The following is a 17,529-nucleotide window of genomic DNA, read 5'->3' as shown; positions in this document are numbered from 1 at the left end:
GAGGGCCCCTGCGTCAGGGCGGGGGCCCTCCTCACATCGCCAGCCGGACGGCGGCGGTCAGGACCAGCTGGGCCAGGGCCAGCGGGACGAGCACCAGCCAGCAGAGCCGCTGGAGCTGGTCCTCGCGCAGCCGCGGGTACGACACCCGGAGCCAGATGATCACGAAGGCCACGGCGAAGACCTTGAGCAGGGTCCACAGCCAGCCCAGCTGGGCGTCCGCGAACGGGCCCTGCCAGCCGCCCAGGAAAAGCACGGTGGTCAGCGCCGCGATCACCACGATGCCGACGTACTCGGCGAGCAGGAAGAACGCGAAGCGCAGACCGGTGTACTCGGTCATGTAGCCGAAGACCAGCTCGGAGTCGGCCACCGGCATGTCGAACGGCGGCCGCCGGATCTCCGCCAGCCCCGCGACGAAGAAGATCACCATGGCCGGCGCCTGCCAGAGCAGCCACCACGGCCGCCACGCCTCGACGATCCCGGGCAGGCTGAGCGTCCCCGCCGCCATCGCCACCGATGCGGCGGCCAGCACCAGCGGCAGCTCGTAGCCGAGCAGCTGGGCGGCGCCGCGCAGCCCGCCGAGCAGGCTGTACTTGTTGGCCGAGGCCCAGGCGGACATCAGCACCGCCAGCACCCCGATGCCGACCACGGCCAGCACGAAGAACAGGCCGATGTCCAGCGGCTGCCCGACCAGGTCGCCCGGGCCGAGCGGGATCACCAGCAGGGCCAGCAGGTACGGCACCAGCGCCACCGCCGGGGCCAGCCGGAACACCGGCCGGTCGGCGTCGCGCGGGGTGACGTCCTCCTTCTGCACGAACTTGACGCCGTCGGCGATGAGCTGCGCCCAGCCGTGGAAGCCGCCCGCGTACATCGGGCCGAGCCGGCCCTGCATGTGCGCCATGACCTTGTGCTCGGCCTGCCCGACGATCAGGGGCAGGGTGAGGAACGCGACCAGCACGCCGGCCACCCGGAGGACCAGCTCCAACCAGGCGGGCATCAGCCGTCACTCTCCTCGGTCCCCGGTTTGGCGGCCGGCTCCTGCCGGGGCGGGCCGGTCGGCGGCTCGCCCGGGGTCGGCCGACCCGGCGTCCCAGGCCCGGCCGGGGCCGGACCCGCCGGTCGCTCCCCGGGCGTACCCCGGGCCGGACCCGCCGGTCGCTCGGCCGAAGTGGACCGGGTCGGGCCCGCCGGTCGTTCCGCAGTGGTCGGGCGGGCCGGGCGCTCGCCAGGGGCGGGGCGCGGCGGGCGTTCCCGGGCCGGGCGGGCTGGCGTACCCCCGCGCTGGCCCTCGCCCACCCCGGCCGCGCCGGCAGGCGTGGGCGTCATTCCCCACTCCCCCGGCGCCGGCACGCCCGGCGGCCGGATCGGCCGGCGACCGCCGCCCGCCTCCGACTCTCCCGGCTCCTTCGCGCCCGGCCAGGGCTTGGCGACCCGGGAGGCGAGCACGAACTCCTTGCGCAGCGGGTGCCCCTCGAACTCGGGCGGCAGCAGCAGCGGGCGCAGCTCGCCATGCCCGTCGAAGCCGATGCCGAACATCTCGTGGGTCTCCCGCTCGTGCCAGCCCGCGCCGGCGAAGAGGTCGACCACGGACGCCACGACCGGCGCCTCCCGGGGCACCCGGGTGCGCAGCAGCAGCCCGTGCCGGTGCCGCGTCGACCAGAGGTGGGCCACCACGTCGAAACCCTCGGCCAGCTCGTCCACCGCCGACAGCCAGTCGAAGAAGTCGAGGCCCAGCTGGGCATCGTCGCGAGCCGCGCGCACCGCGTCCCGCCAGCTCGCCGGGGGTACGTCGACGGTGGCGCGGGCGTACGCCTGGCCACCGGAGACCGACGCGGTGACCTCGACCGGCGCGAGCAGCGCGACCAACCGCTGGCCGACCTCTTCCGGAGTCATGCCGCTGATCCTATGGCGTCCCGACTCGCGTCGAGCCGCCCGCGTGCTCCGGCCGGTTCCGCCGCTTTGCGCGCGGGCGGCCGCCCGGCAGGGAAGGATGTTCACCGTGCGTGCTGTGACTGTGACTCCCGGCGTCCCGAACTCGCTGCGCTGCGATCCCGACTGGCCCGAACCGCCCCCGGAGGAGGGGGCGATCCTGGTCGAGGGGCTGGCCGTGGGCATCTGCGGCACCGACCAGGAGATCATCTCCGGCGCCTACGGCGAGGCGCCGCCCGGGCAGGAGCGGCTCGTGCTCGGCCACGAGGCGCTGGGCCGGGTGCTGGAGGACCCGACCGGCACCCTTCGGCCCGGCGACCTGGTGGCCGGCATCGTCCGGCATCCCGACCCGGTGCCGTGTCAGAACTGCGCCGTGGACGAGTGGGACATGTGCCGCAACGGGCAGTACACCGAGCACGGCATCAAGGGGCTCCCCGGGTTCGCCCGGGACCGGTGGCGGGTGCAGCCGAAGTTCGCCGTCGGCCTGGACCCGATGCTCGCCCCGGTGGGCATGCTGCTGGAGCCGACCAGCGTGCTGGCGAAGGCCTGGGACCACATCGAGCGGATCGGCCGCCGCGCCGAGTGGAAGCCGCAGACCGTGCTGGTGACCGGGGCCGGGCCGATCGGCCTGCTGGCCGCGCTGCTCGCCACCCAGCGCCAGCTGTCGGTGCACGTGCTGGACCGGGCCACCAGCGGGCCGAAGCCGGAGCTGGTCCGCTCGCTCGGCGCGACCTACCACACCTCGCGGGTGAGCGAGCTGGACTTCGCGCCCGACGTGGTGGTGGAGTGCACCGGCGCGCCGGTGGTGGTGATGGACGCGATGTGCCAGGCCGGCCCGACCGGCATCGTCTGCCTCACCGGGGTGTCCAGCGGCGGCCGGACCATCGACTTCGACGCGGGCGCGCTCAACCGCGAGCTGGTGCTGGAGAACAACGTGGTCTTCGGCTCGGTGAACGCCAACCGGCGGCACTGGGAGATGGCCGCCGAGTCCCTCGCGCGGGCCGACCAGGGCTGGCTGAACTCGCTGATCACCCGCCGCGTGCCGGTGGCGGCGTACACCGAGGCGTACGCCACCGGACCGGACGACATCAAGGTGGTGCTGGACTTCACGGCCTGAGCGGCCGGGCGGACCGCGGCTCAGATGCCGGGCAGCCGGCCGTTGCGGAACAGGTCGACGAAGAGCTGGTGGTCCTCGCGGGCCCGGATCCCGTACGCATGCGCGAAGTCGACCAGGTACCCGACGAAGCCCTCCGCGTCGGCGTCGACCGCGGCGACGATCGCCTCCTCGGTCGAGTAGTCGACCAGGTCGTGGCTGGACTCGTCGTCGGCGACGGAGTGCATCCGGGCCACCGCCCGGCCGAGGTCGGTGAGCACCCCGGCGAGTTCCTCGGGCTCGTTCACGTCGGCCCAGTCCAGGTCGGCCGCGTACGGCGACACCTCGGCGACGAGCTGACCGACCCCGTCCAGCTCGGTGAACCCCACCCACGGGTCGGCGTACGCCTGCAGCGCCCGCTGCGACTCGGCGGTCCGGTGCCCCTGGTGCCGGAAGTAGGACCGGACCCGCTCGTCGTCGATGTGCCGGGCCACCGCCGGCACCTGGGCCTGCTTCATGTAGATGACGACGTCGTTCTCCAGCGCCTGGGTATGCCCCTCCAGCAGCAGGTTGTACGAGGGCAGCCCGGCCGAGCCGATGCCGACGCCCTTACGCAGCACCACGTCCTTGATGGTGGCGGCGACCGGGCGGAGCCGGGCGGTGGCCGCCGGCAGGGTGGCCAGGTAGTCGTGGAACGCGGCGCAGACCTTCTCCCGGGTCGCGGCATCGACCTCGAAGACGCCGTCGCCGAGGGAGAACCGGCGGTCGTAGTTGTCGATGCTGGTCTGCTCGGCGAGCAGGTCCACCCGGGTGTTCAGCCGGGCCTGCTGGAGCACCCGGCGCAGCACGCCGTCGGCGTTCGCCAGGGTGATCGAACCGATCGCGTCGTCCCCGCCGGCCGCGATGGCCCGCAGCTCGGTCAGGTACGACCGGGCGAAACCGCTGACCAGCTCGCCGATCACCCGGTCGGAGAGCGCCTTGGCGTAGCCGAGCAGGGCCACGCTGGCCGCGAACCGCTTCAGGTCCCAGGAGAACGGCCCGACGTACGCCTCGTCGAAGTCGTTGACGTTGAACACGAGCTGCCCGGAGGCGTTCATGTAGGTGCCGAAGTTCTCGGCGTGCAGGTCGCCGTGGATCCACACCCGGCTGGTCCGGTCGTCGAGGTAGCGGTCGCTGACGAAGTCGCCGCGCTGGTCGGCGTAGAAGAGCGACGCGCTCCCCCGGTAGAACGCGAACGGGGAGGCGGCCATCTTGCGGAACTTGCGGCGGAACGCCGCCGGGTCGAGCGCCATCGAGGCGCCGAACTCCTCGGTCAGCACGTCGACGATGAAGGCGGAGCGCTTGTCCGCAGACTGGGTCATGGCCCGCACGCTAGCCCCCGGCCGCCAACGGCGACCTCGGCCGGCCGGCGGGGGCGACGTCAGCCGGCCGGCGGGCGGACTGGCGGCGCGGTGAGGGATTCCACCGGGCGCGGCGTGCTCTCCGCGGGCCGCGGGTCGACCGGCGGGGCGAGCCGGTCCGGGCGGGCCACGCCGCCGATGCCGGACTCCTCGGCGGCGATCTTCTCCTGCAGCCGGAGGATGCCGTGCAGCAGCGCTTCCGGGCGGGGCGGGCAGCCGGGCACGTAGACGTCGACCGGGATGAGCTGGTCGACTCCCTTGGTCACCGAGTAGGAGTCCCAGTACGGGCCGCCGCAGTTGGAGCAGGCGCCGAACGAGATCACGTACTTCGGCTCGGGCATCTGGTCGTAGAGCCGCTTGATCGCCGGGGCCATCTTGTCGGTGACCGTGCCGGAGACCACCATGAGGTCGGCCTGCCGGGGGCCGTGGGCGAACGGGATCACCCCGAGCCGGATGAAGTCGTGGCGGCCCATGCTGGTGGCGATGAACTCGATGGCACAGCAGGCCAGCCCGAAGTTGAACACCCAGAGCGAGTAGCGCCGGCCCCAGTTCAGCACGAACCGGATCGGCTCGCCGAGCACCGCCGGAACCTGCACCTCAGGCCTCCCTCACCTGTCCCCGATGTGACAGTCAACCACAGCGCCGGAGGTGGCAACCCGCGCAACCGTCGCCGGCGTCGATGCGTGTGACGGATGTCGATCGCGTCGGCGGCGACGCGCACGGGGAGGACCAGATGACGGTGACCAGGGAACCGCGGCTCGGTGAGCCGCCACCTGAGCGGACCGCGGAGCGCCCGGAGCGGGCCGAGGCGATCGACTTCGACGGGCTCTACCATGCGCACTTCCGGTCCCTGACGCTCCAGCTCGCCGCGTACTGCGGGGACCTCTCACAGGCCCAGGACCTGGTCCAGGACGCTTTCTGCCGGGCGTTCGCCCGCTGGTCCCGGGTGTCCCGCTACGACGACCCGGTGGCCTGGGTACGCCGGGTCGCCTGGAACCTCGCCACCAGCCGGTGGCGGCGGCTGCGGACCGCCCAGGCCTGGCTGCGCCGGCAGCGGGAGGAGCACGTGCCCGGGCCGGACCCGGACCGGGTGGCCCTGACCGCCGCCCTGGCCCAGCTGCCGCCCAGCCAGCGGCGCGCGGTGGTGCTGCACTACCTGGCGGACCTCTCCGTCACGCAGATCGCCCTCCAGGAGGGGGTGCCGGAGGGCACGGTCAAGTCCTGGCTGCACCGGGGCCGGGCGGCGCTGGCCGCGCAACTGACCGGCACGAACGAGGTGGACGACCATGAGTGAGTTCGAGGACATCCTGGTCGGCGGCGAGTTCGCCGCGTTCCGCGCGGCGTACGCGCCGGCGGTGCGGCCGGTCGGCCCGGCAGCGGTACGGGAGACGGTACGCCGTCGGCGGCGGCGTACCGCGGTCGTCACCGCGGCGGCCGTGGTGCTCGCCGTGGCGATCCCGGTCACCGCGAACGCGGCGCTGCATCGGCGCGACGGTCCGCCGCACGTGCCAGCCGCTACTCCCGGCTCGCCCCCGTCTGCCACCACCCCGTCTCCGACCCCGTCGCCGACGTCGAGCACGGCCAGCCCCACCCGGGCCGCGCCGGACGGACGGATCAGCAGGGCACAACTGCTGGCCGCCCGCCTCGACCTGCCTACCTGGCCGTCGTACGCCCCGAAGACCTGCACCACCCACGATGTGCGGCTGCGGGCCGAGCCGGAGCCGGAGCCGGACTACCGGCCGGTACTGCTGGGTGACGAACTCCGCTACGGCGATCTCGACGGCGACGGCGCCACCGAGACGGTCGGCCTGGTCGGCTGCCGGTTCGGCGAGGCCAAGGCCAAGCAGGTGCTGGCCTTCGACCGGGACGAGACCGGCCGCATCGTCACCATGGGCCGGATCGTCGGCACCCGCGAGGGGATGGATGACATCACCGAGTTCTCGGTGCAGGCCGACGGGAAGGTCCGGGTACGGGTGGCCGACATCCAGCCCTGCTGCAGCACTCCTGAGTGGGCGCCACAGCGGCAGTGGCGGACGTACGCCTGGACCGGCGAACGGTTCGCCCAGACCGCCGGGCCGACGAAGTTCGGGATCGACCCCAGGCTGACCGACCTCACCCTGACCGCCGGTGACCTCGTGCTCGGGCCGCCGGACAACGTGGGCAGGCGGCTCGGGTCGGTGACGGTCACCGTGGTCAACAAGGGGCCGGTGGACGTGCCGCGGCTCGGCTTCACCGACTTCTCCAGCGTCGGTAAGCCCTCGGGCGGTGACGTGACCCGGTGCCGGCCGGTGCGATCGGAGGGGTCCGACGCCTGCGTGCTGGACAGCCTGCCGGCCGGGGGACGAAAGACGTACACCTTCCGGTTCCTGATCGGCCCGGTGCCGATGGGCGGGCCAGCGCTCCTGCGCGTCATCCACTACGACTCGCAGGAGCAGTACTGGACGGACCTGAAGCCGAAGGACAACGCGGTGGAGCTGCACACGGCCGGCTAGGCGTACACCCCCTGCGGACGCGGCGACCCGGTGGCCCGGGTCGCCGCGTCGCATTCGCGACAAATCAGGTTGCAACCGGCGACTCGGCAGAGACGTGTCCCCACCATCGGGCGGACGGAAGCGCCGCCGCCCACCAACGGGGATCACGGGAGGAACAGCAATGACCACACGTACGGCACGGGTCGCCACCGCGCTGCTCGGCGGGGCCGCCGCCCTGCTCACCCTGGCGGCACCCGCCACCGCCGCGACCGCGACGGCTCGGCCCAGCATCACCGCCCAGCAGCTCGACCTGACCCCCACCGACCGTGGGTACGTCGGGACGATGACCGCGACGGTGACCAACCCGGGCTCGACCGCCACCTCGGTGGACCTGGTCGTCACCGAGCCGGCCGGGGCCTCCTTCACCACCATTGAGCCCGGTGGCCCGTGCTTCTACGAGCGGCTGGTGGAGAACCGGCTGGTCACCAGCTGCTACGGCGGCCGTATCGAGGCCGGGGCGAGCCTGACCTTCCAGCTCGGCTTCCAGGTCTGGACCACCGCCCGCGACTACCCGATGGTGTCCCGGGACGGGCGCATCGCGGTGGTGCCGGCGGGTGCCACCGATCCGTCGGACACCGCCCGGTTCACCACGTTGTTCGAGTCCACCACGGGCAGCGTGCGCAGCCCACGGACGTACGTGCAGGCCACCGAGACGGACCTGACCATCCGCGGCGAGGCCGTGGTGCTGACCAGGCAGGCCGACGGCAGCCTGCTCGGCCGGATGCCGGTCACCGTCCGGTACGGCAACGACGCCCCGTCGTTCCACCTGAACGTCAATGCCGCCCTGCCGGCGGGCGTCATCGTCCACCACATCGAGCCGCAGGACATGCCGAGCTTCCCGGACTCTTTCGTCGTGCCGGGAGGCCGGTTCATGCCCGGTGAGGAGCGGACCTTCGACGTCTACCTCAGCGCCCCGGCCGGAACCCCGGCCGGCGCGCTGGGCACCGGCTCGTACACGCTCAGCCCGAGCTACTTCTACGGCAGCTCCATGCCGGGCGTCGACCCGGCGGACAACACCACCTCGTTCCCGGTGACGGCGGTCGAGGCGGGCTGACCACGTGACGACGGGCCCGGCGCGATGCGCCGGGCCCGTTTCGTCCAGCTGGGGCGCCCATAGTGGATCAGCCTCGCTATGGTGCTGGTCGATGCCCGCCGGCAACGGCGTGACACCGACCACGGGGAGGAACATCCATGCCAATCACCATGCCTGTCGGACGCCGAATCGCGGCCGGCCTGCTCGGCTCCGCGCTGGCGGTGCTCGCGGCCGGGGCGCCGGCCGCCGCCGCGCCGAGCCAGTCCAGCGACACGCTCTCCGTCACCGCGCAGCGGCTGGTGCTGGAGCCGACCGACCGGGGCTACGTCGGCACCCTCAGCGCCACGGTCACCAACAACGGCCCGACCGCCACTCAGTTCAACCTGACCTTCCTCGAACCGGCCGGCGCGTCGGCGGGTGACCTGGTCCCGTCCGACACCTGCTGGTGGTCCGCCTCGGGCGTCGGAGTCCGCCTTCGCATCATGTGCGGTGGCTCCACCACGTGGCTCGAGCCCGGTGCCAGCCAGACGTACGGCCTGAAGATCCAGGTCCTCACCACCCCGCGCGACTACGCCATGGTCGTCGACGACGGCTCCGTCGGTGTGCTGGTCGGAAACTCGGAGCAGCCGGTGGCCAGCGCTCCCTTCACCACCCTCTTCCGCTCCACCAAGGGCGGCATCAACAAGCCGAAGCCGTACGTGCAGGCGACGCAGACCGACATCTCGCTCCGCGCGAGCGCGGTCACGCTCGACCGGCAGCCCGACGGGAGCCTCAAGGGCCGGATGCCGGTGACCGTCCGGTACGGCAACGACGCGCCCTCGTTCCTCCTCAACGTCCGCGCCAGCCTGCCGGCCGGCGTCTGGGTGGATCACATCGAGCCGCAGGACCTGCCGAGCTTCCCTGAAGCGTTCACCGTGCCGGAGGGCCGGTTCATGCCGGGCGAGGAGCGCAGCGTCGACGTCATCCTCACCGCGCCCGCCGGCACCCCGGCCGGCGAGCTGGGCACCGGGTCCTACACGGTCGAGCCGAGCTATCCGATCAGCCTGACCGACGTGGACCCGACCGACGACACCACCTCGTTCACCGTCACGGCAAACTGAAAGACGTCGTTCGGCCGGGGTGCTTCCCCGGCCGGACGACAGGGTCGGGTCGCGAGCGGCACTCACCAGGTGGGGCGTTGCAACAGCCCGACGAACTCCACCAGCAGCCGTTCCCGCAGGGGCACCGGGGCGGCGTCGAGCAGGGTGTTCACGGCCGCCATCCGGTCCGGCGCCGGCCCGGCACCGAGCCCGAGGCCGGCGGCCAGTCCGGCGATCAACTCCGGGCTGAGCTCCTCCGGGGTCAGCGACGCCGCGAGCGCACGCACCTCCGGCGGCAGGACGACCGGGCCGGCCGCCCGCGCGACCGCCGCCGCGTCGGCCAGCGCCGGGCCGAACTCGGCCACCCGCGGGGCCACCGCCGCGGTCACCGTGAGGTGCACGCTGGCCGGCAGCCCGGCGTACGCGAGCTGGGGCTGGGTGTGCCAGCCGCGCGCGGTCAACTCGTCGACCAGCACGAACAGGTCGAGACCGGGGTCGTCGCTGGTGAAGCAGACCACGGTCGACTCCGGCTCGGCCAGCAGCCGCAGCCCGTCGACGGCGCGTACCGCGTCGGCCAGCCCGGACACCGCCTCCCGGGTCCGCGCGGCCAGCCGCAGGTAGCCGGCCTCGCCGAGGTGGCGCAGGGTGGCGTACGCGGCGGCGATCGGACCGCCGGACCTGGTGGAGGCGATCACCGGGTTGACCATGGTGTAACCGGGCCAGTCCGCGTATCCGAAGTACTGCGGCGCCCGCAGCCCGGCGTCCCGGTGCAGCAGCACCGACACCCCCTTCGGGGCGTACGCGTACTTGTGCAGGTCGACGGAGATCGAGGTGACCCCGTCGACGGCGAAGTCGAACGCCGGCACCGGCGCGCCGAGCCGCCGCAGCCAGGGCAGCGCCCAGCCGCCGAAGCAGGCGTCCACGTGGCAGCGCACCCCGGCCGCCGCCGCCACCGCCGCGATCTCCGCGACCGGGTCGATCACGCCGTGCGCGTATGCGGGGGCGGAGGCGGCGACCAGCACGGTCTCCGGCCGGATCGCGGCGGCCACGTCCGCCACCGCCGGCCGCAGGGTGGCCGGGTCCACGGGCACGGTGTCGAGGGCCACCCGCAGGTAGTGGGCCGCCTTGGCGAACGCGGCGTGCCCGCTGGCCGGCACCACGATCCGCGGCGCGGCGAGGTCCGGCCGGGCGTCCCGGGCCGCCTTGACGGCCAGGATCAGTGACTCGGTGCCGCCGCCGGTGACGCTGCCGACCACCTCCGGGGCGCTCGTGCCCGGGCCACCGCCAAGCAGCCGGGCGGCCGCCCCGACCAGGGCGTTCTCCATCGCCAGCAGGGACGGAAAGGCCGTCGGGTCAAGCCCATTGACGTGGGCGCTCTCCGCGTACGCGGCCCGGGCCAGCTCGTCCAGCCCGGCCACGCCGGGGTCGTAGACGTAGGCGAACAGCCGCCCGCCGTGGGTCGGCCGGTCGGCCGCGCGCAGGGCCCGGATCTCCGCCAGCACCCGGTCCGCGGGCACCCCCTCGACGGGCAGCGCGCCCGTCCCTTCCTCGATCATCGACTCGTGACGCCCTTTCCTCGTGGCGGTCGGCAGGGCAGGGACCCCGGTCAACGCCGCGCGTGGTGGAGGAGACCCCTGCTGGCACTCACTCGCCGCGGCCGGCCCGCCCGGTCGCGGTTCATGCGCCCGCCGGCGCGGTAACCGACCGCGCCGAGCCGGCGGCGAGCTGGGCGGGGGTCAGGGTGTAGGCGCGCAGCAGCAGCACCGGGGCGGCGACCAGCAGGGCCGGGAGGACGGTGAAGCCGAGCAGCACGCCGAGGCGGGCGCCGGCGGACTGGTCGGCGGCGACCCCGGTGGACGACGACACGTAGCCGGAGAGCTGGAGGACCAGGCCGTAGAGGCCCGGGCCGAGGGCGAGACCGAACGTCTCCCCGGCCGTCCAGAGCCCGGTGAACACGCCGGCCTGCCGGCGGCCGGTGCGCGCGGTGTCGTACGCGATGCAGTCCGGCAGCATGGCGAGGGCGAAGACCTGCTGGCCGGCGTACCCGACGCCGATCAGCGCGACCACGGCGTAGACCCCGACGGCCGGCAGCGCGGGCGCGGCGACGAGGGCCAGCGCGCCGGCCGCGAAGAGCAGCGACGCGGCGACCAGGGCCGCCCGCTTGCCGACCCGCGCGCCCACCCGGGTCCAGAGCGGCATGACGAGCAGCGCCGGCCCGACGAAGCAGGCGAAGAGCAGGGTCGGCCCGGTCTCCGGGGCGCGGAGCACCTGGCCGGCGAAGTAGCTCACCCCGGCCAGCACGGTCGCCACCCCGGCGGACTGCACCACGAAGCAGACCAGCAGGGCCCGGAACGGCCGGTTCCGGCCGGCGACCGCGAGCTGGGCGCGCAGGCTCGGTTCGCTCTCCCCCACCGTCCCGGTGGGCGCGGACCGGGTGCCGAGGAACGCCCCGACCGCCCCGGCCACGATCAGCGCGGCGACGAAGAGGCCCATCCAGCGGTGTCCCGGCACCCCGTCGCCGCCGGCGGTCACCACCGCCGGGGCCACCGCGCCGGAGACCAGGATGGCCAGCGCCAGCACCGCGATCCGCCAGCTCATCAGCCGGGTACGCTCCGCCGGGTCGCCGGTCAGCTCGGCCGGCATCGCCACGTACGGCACCTGGAAGAAGGCGAACGCGGTCGCGGTGGCCAGGAACGCCACCGCCACGTACGCCCCGGCGGCCGGGCCGGCCCCGAACGGCGCGGCGAAGATCGAGGCGAAGAGCACCGCCAACGCCAGCCCACCGCCGAGCAGGTACGGCCGGCGGGCACCCCAACGGGACCGGGTCCGGTCGGAGACCCGCCCGGCCACCGGGTTGACCAGCACGTCCCAGGCCTTGGGCAGGAGCACCAGCAGGGCGGCCACGCCGGCCGCGACGCCCAGCGTGTCGGTGAGGTACGGCAGCAGGAGCAGCCCGGGCACGGTGCCGAACGCCCCGGTGACCAGCGAGCCCAGCGCGTACCCGAGGTGCACCCGGCGGGGCGGCGGCCCCTGCCCCGCCGGGTCCATGGAGCCGAATGCTACTCACGTTATGGCCGGGATCACATCGTCTCGTCGGGCGACCATGATGCCGCCATGTCCACCCCCGCCCCGCGCAGCGGACAGCCCTCGGCGCGCAGCCGCGCCCGCGCCTCCACCTCGTGCCCGGGTGGCAGCCGCCCGGCCGAGTTCACCACCCGGTGCCAGGGCACTCCGCCCCCGTGCCGGGCCATGATCGAGCCGACCAGCCGGGCCGAGGCCCGCCCCGAGCGCTCGGCGAGCGCGTCGGCCACCGCCCCGTACGACATCACCCGGCCCGGCGGGATCCGCTCGACCAGGTCGAGCACCGCCTCGACGTACTCGTCAGGTGTCACGAGCTGCCACGATATGGGAACGCGACGGGGCCTCGCCGACCCGGACGCGCAGAATGGTCGGGTGCGTGAAGCAGTAACCGCGGCCCGCCGGATCGTCGTCAAGATCGGCTCGTCCTCGCTGACCACGGCGGCGGGCGGCCTGGACGACACCCGGGTCGACGCCCTGGTCGACACCCTCGGCGCGCTGGCCGGCGCCGGCCGCGAGGTGGTGCTGGTCTCCTCCGGCGCGATCGCCGCCGGCCTCGCCCCGCTCGGCCTGGCCCGGCGCCCGCGCGACCTGGCCACCCAGCAGGCCGCGGCCAGCGTCGGGCAGGGCCTGCTCATCGGCCGGTACGCGGCCAGCTTCGCCCGACACGGCCGCACCGTCGGGCAGGTGCTGCTGACCGTCGACGACGTGACCCGGCGGGCGCACTACCGCAACGCGTACCGGACCCTGCGCAAGCTGCTCGACCTGCGGGCGGTGCCGATCGTCAACGAGAACGACACGGTGGCCACCGAGGAGATCCGGTTCGGCGACAACGACCGGCTGGCCGCGCTGGTCGCCGCCCTGGTCGACGCCGACCTGCTGGTGCTGCTGTCGGACGTGGACGCGCTCTGGACCGGAAACCCGGCCCGCCCGGGCAGCACCCGGATCGCCGAGGTCCACGGCGAGGGCGACCTGGCGGGCGTGGACATCGGCGGCGCCGGCCGGGCCGGGGTGGGCACCGGGGGCATGGTGACCAAGGTCGAGGCGGCCCGGATCGCCACCGGCTTCGGCATCCCGGTGGTGCTCACCGCCGCCCCGCTGGCCGCTTCAGCGCTGGCCGGCGAGCCGGTCGGCACGTTCTTCCACCCGAGCAGCCGCCGGCCGGCCGCCCGGCTGTTCTGGCTGGCGCACGCCACCGCACCCCGGGGGCGGCTGCACCTCGACCCGGGCGCGGTGCAGGCGGTGGTGGGCCGGCGCAAGTCGCTGCTGCCGGCCGGGATCACCGCCGTGGACGGCGCGTTCACCGCCGGCGACCCGGTCGATCTGGTGGACACCGCGGGCGCGCCGGTGGCCCGGGGGCTGGTCAACTACGACGCGGTGGAACTGCCCGGGCTGCTCGGGCGCTCCACCTCGGAACTCGCCGCGGCCCTGGGCCCGGCGTACGAACGGGAGGTCGTCCACCGCGACGACCTGGTGCTGCTGTGAATCCGGGACGCATGGCGTCCCACAGAACCCCGAGGAGTGCAGGATGAGCGTCGTCGAGCAGGCCCGGCGGGCCCGGGACGCGGCGGAGGCCCTCGCGGTCGCCACCCGTACCGTGAAGGACGCCGCGCTTCACGCGATGGCCGACGCGCTGGTGGCGCGTACCCCGGAGATCCTAGCCGCGAACGCGACGGACCTGGCGGCCGGGCGCGAGGCCGGGCTGACCGCGGCGGTGCTGGATCGGCTGGCGCTCGACGCGGGCCGGGTGGTCGGCATCGCCGACGCGCTGCGCCAGATGGCCGCGCTGCCCGACCCGGTCGGCGAGGTGGTCCGCGGCTCGACCCTGCCGAACGGGCTGGAGCTGCGGCAGGTCCGGGTGCCGTTCGGGGTGGTCGGCATCATCTACGAGGCCCGGCCGAACGTGACCGTGGACGCGGCCGGGATCTGCCTGAAGTCGGGCAACGCGGCGCTGCTGCGCGGCTCCTCCTCGGCGGCCCGGTCTAACGCCGCGCTGGTCGCCGTGCTCCGGGACGCGGTCGCCGGAGCCGCCCTGCCGGCGGACGCGGTGCAGCTGCTCGACGCCACCTCGCGGGACTCGGTCAAGGAGCTGATGCGCGCGCGAGGGCTGGTCGACGTGCTGATCCCGCGCGGCGGGGCCTCGTTGATCCGGACCGTGGTCGAGGAGTCGACCGTGCCGGTGATCGAGACCGGGGTGGGCAACTGCCACGTCTACGTGGACGCCGCCGCCGACGTCGCCAAGGCCGTGGCGGTCACCCTGAACGCCAAGACCCAGCGCCTCTCCACCTGCAACACCGCCGAGTCGCTGCTGGTCCACGCGGACGTCGCGGACGCGTTCCTGCCGGCGATGCTCGACGCCTTCGCGCAGGCCGGGGTGACCGTGCACGGCGACGCCCGGGTGGCCGCTCACTCCGCCGCGGTGGTCCCGGCCACCGAGGAGGACTTCGCCACCGAATACCTCTCCGCCGACATCTCCGTCGCCGTCGTCGACTCGCTCGACGCGGCGGTGGCACACATCCGGCGGTACGGCACCGGCCACACCGAGGCGATCGTCACCGACTCGCAGTCGGCGGCGCGGGAGTTCGTGGCTCGGGTGGACGCGGCGGCGGTGATGGTGAACGCCTCGACCCGGTTCACCGACGGCGGCGAGTTCGGCTTCGGCGCCGAGATCGGCATCTCCACGCAGAAGCTGCACGCCCGGGGTCCGATGGGGCTGCCCGAGCTGACCAGCACCAAGTACGTGGTCACCGGCGACGGCCACCTGCGCTGACGGCCTGCGCGCCGGCCGGTCGCGCCCGCTCAGGCGGTGGGCGCGGCCGGCTCGGGCGGCGCGGCGGGCTCCGGCGGAGGCAGCGGCACCAGCGGCGGCGGCACCGGCGCGACCGGCGGCCCGGCCTGCACCGGCGGGACCGGCGACCCCGCCGGTCCCGCCGCGACGGGCGGCGCAGCGAGGTGCGGCGGCGGCACGGCGGGCGACGCGGCCGGCCGGGGATCTGGCGCTGGCACGGGGGCCGGCCGGGGAGCCGGCGGCGGCACAGCGCCCGCCGGGGGTGCCGGGCGCGGCGCCGGCATCGCGGGCGGATCCGGCAGCGCGGCCGGCTGCGGCGGCACGAACGGGGCGCCGGACACCGGGGCCTCGGGAGCGCTCGGACGGCAGGCCCGGATCGCGCGCAACGTGGTGTGCACGTCGAACTGGTGGCCGTCGTCGCTGTCCCAGCCGCCGTCGCTGCGCTGGGTCTCGGCGAGCCGCTGGCGCGCCGCCACCAGCAGCCACTGCTCCTCGCCCACCTCGACCCGGCGCAGCGTGGCGGCCAGCCAGGCCACGTCGGCCGGGGACATCTGCGGGATCCGCTCAGCCAGCACCGCCTGGATCCGCGCCGACTCGTAGTACATCTGCTGGCGGTGCAGCACGGCCGCGGCCAGCCAGCCGGCGGGCAGGAACGACGGCCAACTCCCGTCGGGGGCGAGCTGCGCGGCCAGCGCCTGGGCCGCCGCCTGCACCACCCCAGCGTACGCCCCGCCGACCCGGTGGTCGAGCGGGCCGGCGGCGCGGGCGTCCAGCCCGGCGACGGTCAGCCAGAACCCGGCGTTGGCGGTCAGGAAGAGCTGCGCCTCCGGGTCGCCCGGGGTCGCCCACTCGGGGGCGAACCCGGCCAGCGACGGGTCCTCGTCCCAGCCGCCGTCGCGCAGCTGCCGGGCGGCCAGCCAGTCCAGGGCGTGCCGGGCTGCCGGACGGCTGAGCCCCCCGAGGTCGTCCAGCTCGGCCAGCCGGAAGCAGGTCGCGTCGACCGAGGCGACCTCGCCGTCGAGCACGGCCGGCCAGCCGCCGCCGGGTGCCTGCCCGACCTCGGCCGCGTCGAGCAGCTCGGCCGGCACCGGGGCACCGGTGCGCAGCCGGGAGAGGCGGGCGCGGTCCACCGCGTCCCCATGCGCCACGACGAAGCCGATGGCGGCGTCCAGATCGACCACGACGGAGACGCTACCTGCGGGAACGTCCTCCCGCCTCGGTATCTCGGCCAAGGATGGCCCGGCTCACCGGCGGGTACGCGGGGGCCCTCCCGGCATCCCGGAAGGGCCCGTAGGGCTGGTGTCAGGAGACCCCGCTCGGCGAGCCTCAAGACGCCGGCCCTCGCCGACTCAGTACGCGGGCAGCGACGGATCGATCTGCTTGATCCAGGAGAGCACGCCACCCTGGACGTGCACCGCGTCCTTGAAGCCCGCCGCCTTGAGCGCGGCGAGCGCCTCGGCGGAGCGGACGCCGGACTTGCAGTGCAGCACGATCTGCTTGTCCTGCGGGAGCTTGGCGAGCGCCTCGCCGGAAATGATCTCGCCCTTGGGGATGAGGGTCGCGCCGGGGATCCGGACGATCTCGTACTCGGCGGGCTCCCGGACGTCGATCAGGAAGACGTCCTTGCCGGCGTCCTGCCACTCCTTCAGCTCCAGGGCGGTGATGGTCGAGTCGACCACCGCCTCCTGCGCCTCGACGGAGACCGCGCCGCAGAAGTCCTCGTAGTCCTCCAGCAGGTCGGTGACCGTGGGGTTCTCGCCGCAGAGCACGCAGTCCGGGTCCTTGCGGACCTTGATCTTGCGGTAGCTCATCTCCAGGGCGTCGTAGACCATCAGCCGGCCGACCAGCGGCTCGCCGATGCCGGTGAGCAGCTTGATCGCCTCGTTGACCTGGATCGACCCGATGGACGCGCAGAGCACGCCCAGCACGCCGCCCTCGGCGCAGGACGGGACCATGCCGGGCGGCGGCGGCTCCGGGTAGAGGCAGCGGTAGCAGGGGCCGTGCTCGGCCCAGAACACCGACGCCTGGCCGTCGAACCGGTAGATCGAACCCCAGACGTACGGCTTGCCGAGCAGCACCGCCGCGTCGTTGACCATGTAGCGCGTGGCGAAGTTGTCGGTGCCGTCGACGATCAGGTCGTACTGGGAGAAGATCTCCTTGACGTTGTCCCGGTCCAGCGCGGTGTTGTGGATCTCCACGGTGACCAGCGGGTTGATCTCACGGATCGAGGCGGCCGCGGACTCGGCCTTCGACCGGCCGACGTCGGAGACGCCGTGGATGACCTGCCGCTGGAGGTTGGACTCGTCGACGGTGTCGAAGTCGATGATGCCGAGGGTGCCGACGCCGGCGGCGGCAAGGTAGAGCAGGGCCGGCGAGCCGAGACCGCCGGCGCCGACGCAGAGCACCCGGGCGTTCTTCAGTCGCTTCTGTCCCTCGACCCCGACGTCCGGGATGATCAGGTGGCGCGAGTAGCGACGGATCTCGTCTACGGTCAGCTCGGCGGCGGGCTCGACGAGCGGGGGCAGCGACACGGTGGACTCCCCGGGATCGGCGGTGGGACCGGGTAATTGTCACTCGTCGTGGTAGGGATCGGCCATGATG

The 17,529-nt window shown here is 74.2% G+C and carries 14 protein-coding genes and 2 pseudogenes; 7 read left to right on the top strand and 9 right to left on the bottom strand.

Going from position 1 to position 17,529, the window contains the following annotated elements; translation table 11 throughout:
* Positions 1–31: 31 nt before the first annotated feature.
* Together nuoH and FXF52_RS42820 are read right to left on the bottom strand one after the other, a co-directional pair.
* A complete protein-coding gene (gene nuoH, locus FXF52_RS02035) occupies positions 32–994 on the bottom strand; it encodes an NADH-quinone oxidoreductase subunit NuoH (RefSeq protein ID WP_148793418.1) in 963 nt (320 codons plus the stop codon).
* A 272-nt stretch (positions 995–1,266) separates the two neighbouring features.
* A pseudogene (locus FXF52_RS42820) lies at positions 1,267–1,890 on the bottom strand (NADH-quinone oxidoreductase subunit C); the annotation flags it as partial.
* 106 nt (positions 1,891–1,996) lie between these two features.
* On the opposite strand from FXF52_RS42820, the gene FXF52_RS02025 reads away from it, so the two are divergent.
* Positions 1,997–3,043, top strand: coding sequence for a glucose 1-dehydrogenase (locus FXF52_RS02025; protein WP_187413281.1), 1,047 nt, complete (start codon positions 1,997–1,999; stop codon positions 3,041–3,043).
* 20 nt (positions 3,044–3,063) lie between these two features.
* Here FXF52_RS02025 and FXF52_RS02020 read toward each other — a convergent pair whose 3' ends face one another.
* Positions 3,064–4,380, bottom strand: coding sequence for a DUF2252 domain-containing protein (locus FXF52_RS02020; RefSeq protein ID WP_148793413.1), 1,317 nt, complete (start codon positions 4,378–4,380; stop codon positions 3,064–3,066).
* Between the two features lie 59 nt (positions 4,381–4,439).
* Complete coding sequence (locus tag FXF52_RS02015; protein ID WP_148793411.1) at positions 4,440–5,015, bottom strand: NADH-quinone oxidoreductase subunit B; 576 nt, start codon at positions 5,013–5,015, stop codon at positions 4,440–4,442.
* A gap of 137 nt (positions 5,016–5,152) precedes the next feature.
* Between FXF52_RS02015 and FXF52_RS02010 the strand changes: the two genes are divergently transcribed.
* The 4 genes from FXF52_RS02010 (at position 5,153) to FXF52_RS01995 (ending at position 9,083) form a co-directional block, all read left to right on the top strand.
* A complete protein-coding gene (locus FXF52_RS02010; protein WP_148793409.1) occupies positions 5,153–5,713 on the top strand; it encodes a SigE family RNA polymerase sigma factor in 561 nt (186 codons plus the stop codon).
* A complete protein-coding gene (locus FXF52_RS02005) occupies positions 5,706–6,911 on the top strand; it encodes a hypothetical protein (protein WP_148793407.1) in 1,206 nt (401 codons plus the stop codon). Before FXF52_RS02010 ends, FXF52_RS02005 begins: the two co-directional genes overlap by 8 nt.
* 160 nt (positions 6,912–7,071) lie before the next feature.
* Positions 7,072–8,004, top strand: coding sequence for a hypothetical protein (locus FXF52_RS02000; RefSeq protein ID WP_148793405.1), 933 nt, complete (start codon positions 7,072–7,074; stop codon positions 8,002–8,004).
* Positions 8,005–8,141: 137 nt separating this feature from the next.
* The gene (locus FXF52_RS01995; protein ID WP_255471694.1) at positions 8,142–9,083 is read left to right on the top strand and encodes a hypothetical protein; all 942 of its coding nucleotides are present in this window, start codon (positions 8,142–8,144) and stop codon (positions 9,081–9,083) included.
* Positions 9,084–9,145: 62 nt separating this feature from the next.
* Here FXF52_RS01995 and FXF52_RS01990 read toward each other — a convergent pair whose 3' ends face one another.
* The 3 genes from FXF52_RS01990 to FXF52_RS01980 all read right to left on the bottom strand — a co-directional run bounded on the left by FXF52_RS01990 (position 9,146) and on the right by FXF52_RS01980 (position 12,454).
* On the bottom strand, positions 9,146–10,618 hold the full coding sequence (locus tag FXF52_RS01990) for an aminotransferase class V-fold PLP-dependent enzyme (protein ID WP_148793403.1): 1,473 nt from the start codon (positions 10,616–10,618) through the stop codon (positions 9,146–9,148).
* A 121-nt stretch (positions 10,619–10,739) separates the two neighbouring features.
* Entirely contained in the window at positions 10,740–12,110 is a 1,371-nt protein-coding gene (locus tag FXF52_RS01985; protein WP_148793401.1) for an MFS transporter, read from the bottom strand.
* A gap of 32 nt (positions 12,111–12,142) precedes the next feature.
* Complete coding sequence (locus FXF52_RS01980) at positions 12,143–12,454, bottom strand: MGMT family protein (protein ID WP_148793399.1); 312 nt, start codon at positions 12,452–12,454, stop codon at positions 12,143–12,145.
* A gap of 13 nt (positions 12,455–12,467) precedes the next feature.
* Here FXF52_RS01980 and proB point away from each other — a divergent pair, with 13 nt between their 5' ends.
* On the top strand, positions 12,468–13,625 hold the full coding sequence (gene proB / locus FXF52_RS01975; protein WP_148793397.1) for a glutamate 5-kinase: 1,158 nt from the start codon (positions 12,468–12,470) through the stop codon (positions 13,623–13,625).
* A gap of 43 nt (positions 13,626–13,668) precedes the next feature.
* Positions 13,669–14,910 carry a glutamate-5-semialdehyde dehydrogenase gene (locus tag FXF52_RS01970; RefSeq protein WP_148793395.1) on the top strand — a complete coding sequence of 414 codons (1,242 nt, stop codon included), beginning with the start codon at positions 13,669–13,671 and terminating at the stop codon, positions 14,908–14,910.
* Between the two features lie 380 nt (positions 14,911–15,290).
* Here the strand turns inward: FXF52_RS01970 and FXF52_RS01965 are convergent.
* Both FXF52_RS01965 and moeZ read right to left on the bottom strand, forming a co-directional pair.
* A pseudogene (locus FXF52_RS01965) lies at positions 15,291–16,160 on the bottom strand (hypothetical protein); the annotation flags it as partial.
* Between the two features lie 117 nt (positions 16,161–16,277).
* Positions 16,278–17,459 (bottom strand): adenylyltransferase/sulfurtransferase MoeZ, encoded by a 1,182-nt coding sequence (gene moeZ / locus FXF52_RS01960; protein ID WP_148793391.1) that lies wholly within the window; start codon positions 17,457–17,459, stop codon positions 16,278–16,280.
* Positions 17,460–17,529: the final 70 nt, after the last annotated feature.

The sequence above is a fragment of the Micromonospora sp. MP36 genome (assembly GCF_008119785.1).
Lineage (GTDB): Bacteria > Actinomycetota > Actinomycetes > Mycobacteriales > Micromonosporaceae > Micromonospora.
The sequence above is the reverse complement of the archived record's forward strand: the minus strand, read 5'-3'. Positions and strand labels throughout refer to the sequence as shown.

Excerpts from the sequence above, each read along its gene's own strand:
- FXF52_RS01985 (WP_148793401.1), bottom strand. The coding sequence starts at position 12,110 with ATGGACCCGGCGGGGCAGGGGCCGCCGCCCCGCCGGGTGCACCTCGGG.
- FXF52_RS01970 (WP_148793395.1), top strand. The coding sequence starts at position 13,669 with ATGAGCGTCGTCGAGCAGGCCCGGCGGGCCCGGGACGCGGCGGAGGCC.
- FXF52_RS01990 (WP_148793403.1), bottom strand. The coding sequence starts at position 10,618 with ATGATCGAGGAAGGGACGGGCGCGCTGCCCGTCGAGGGGGTGCCCGCG.
- FXF52_RS02005 (WP_148793407.1), top strand. The coding sequence starts at position 5,706 with ATGAGTGAGTTCGAGGACATCCTGGTCGGCGGCGAGTTCGCCGCGTTC.
- FXF52_RS02010 (WP_148793409.1), top strand. The coding sequence starts at position 5,153 with ATGACGGTGACCAGGGAACCGCGGCTCGGTGAGCCGCCACCTGAGCGG.
- nuoH (WP_148793418.1), bottom strand. The coding sequence starts at position 994 with ATGCCCGCCTGGTTGGAGCTGGTCCTCCGGGTGGCCGGCGTGCTGGTC.
- proB (WP_148793397.1), top strand. The coding sequence starts at position 12,468 with ATGGGAACGCGACGGGGCCTCGCCGACCCGGACGCGCAGAATGGTCGG.
- FXF52_RS01995 (WP_255471694.1), top strand. The coding sequence starts at position 8,142 with ATGCCAATCACCATGCCTGTCGGACGCCGAATCGCGGCCGGCCTGCTC.
- FXF52_RS02000 (WP_148793405.1), top strand. The coding sequence starts at position 7,072 with ATGACCACACGTACGGCACGGGTCGCCACCGCGCTGCTCGGCGGGGCC.
- FXF52_RS02020 (WP_148793413.1), bottom strand. The coding sequence starts at position 4,380 with ATGACCCAGTCTGCGGACAAGCGCTCCGCCTTCATCGTCGACGTGCTG.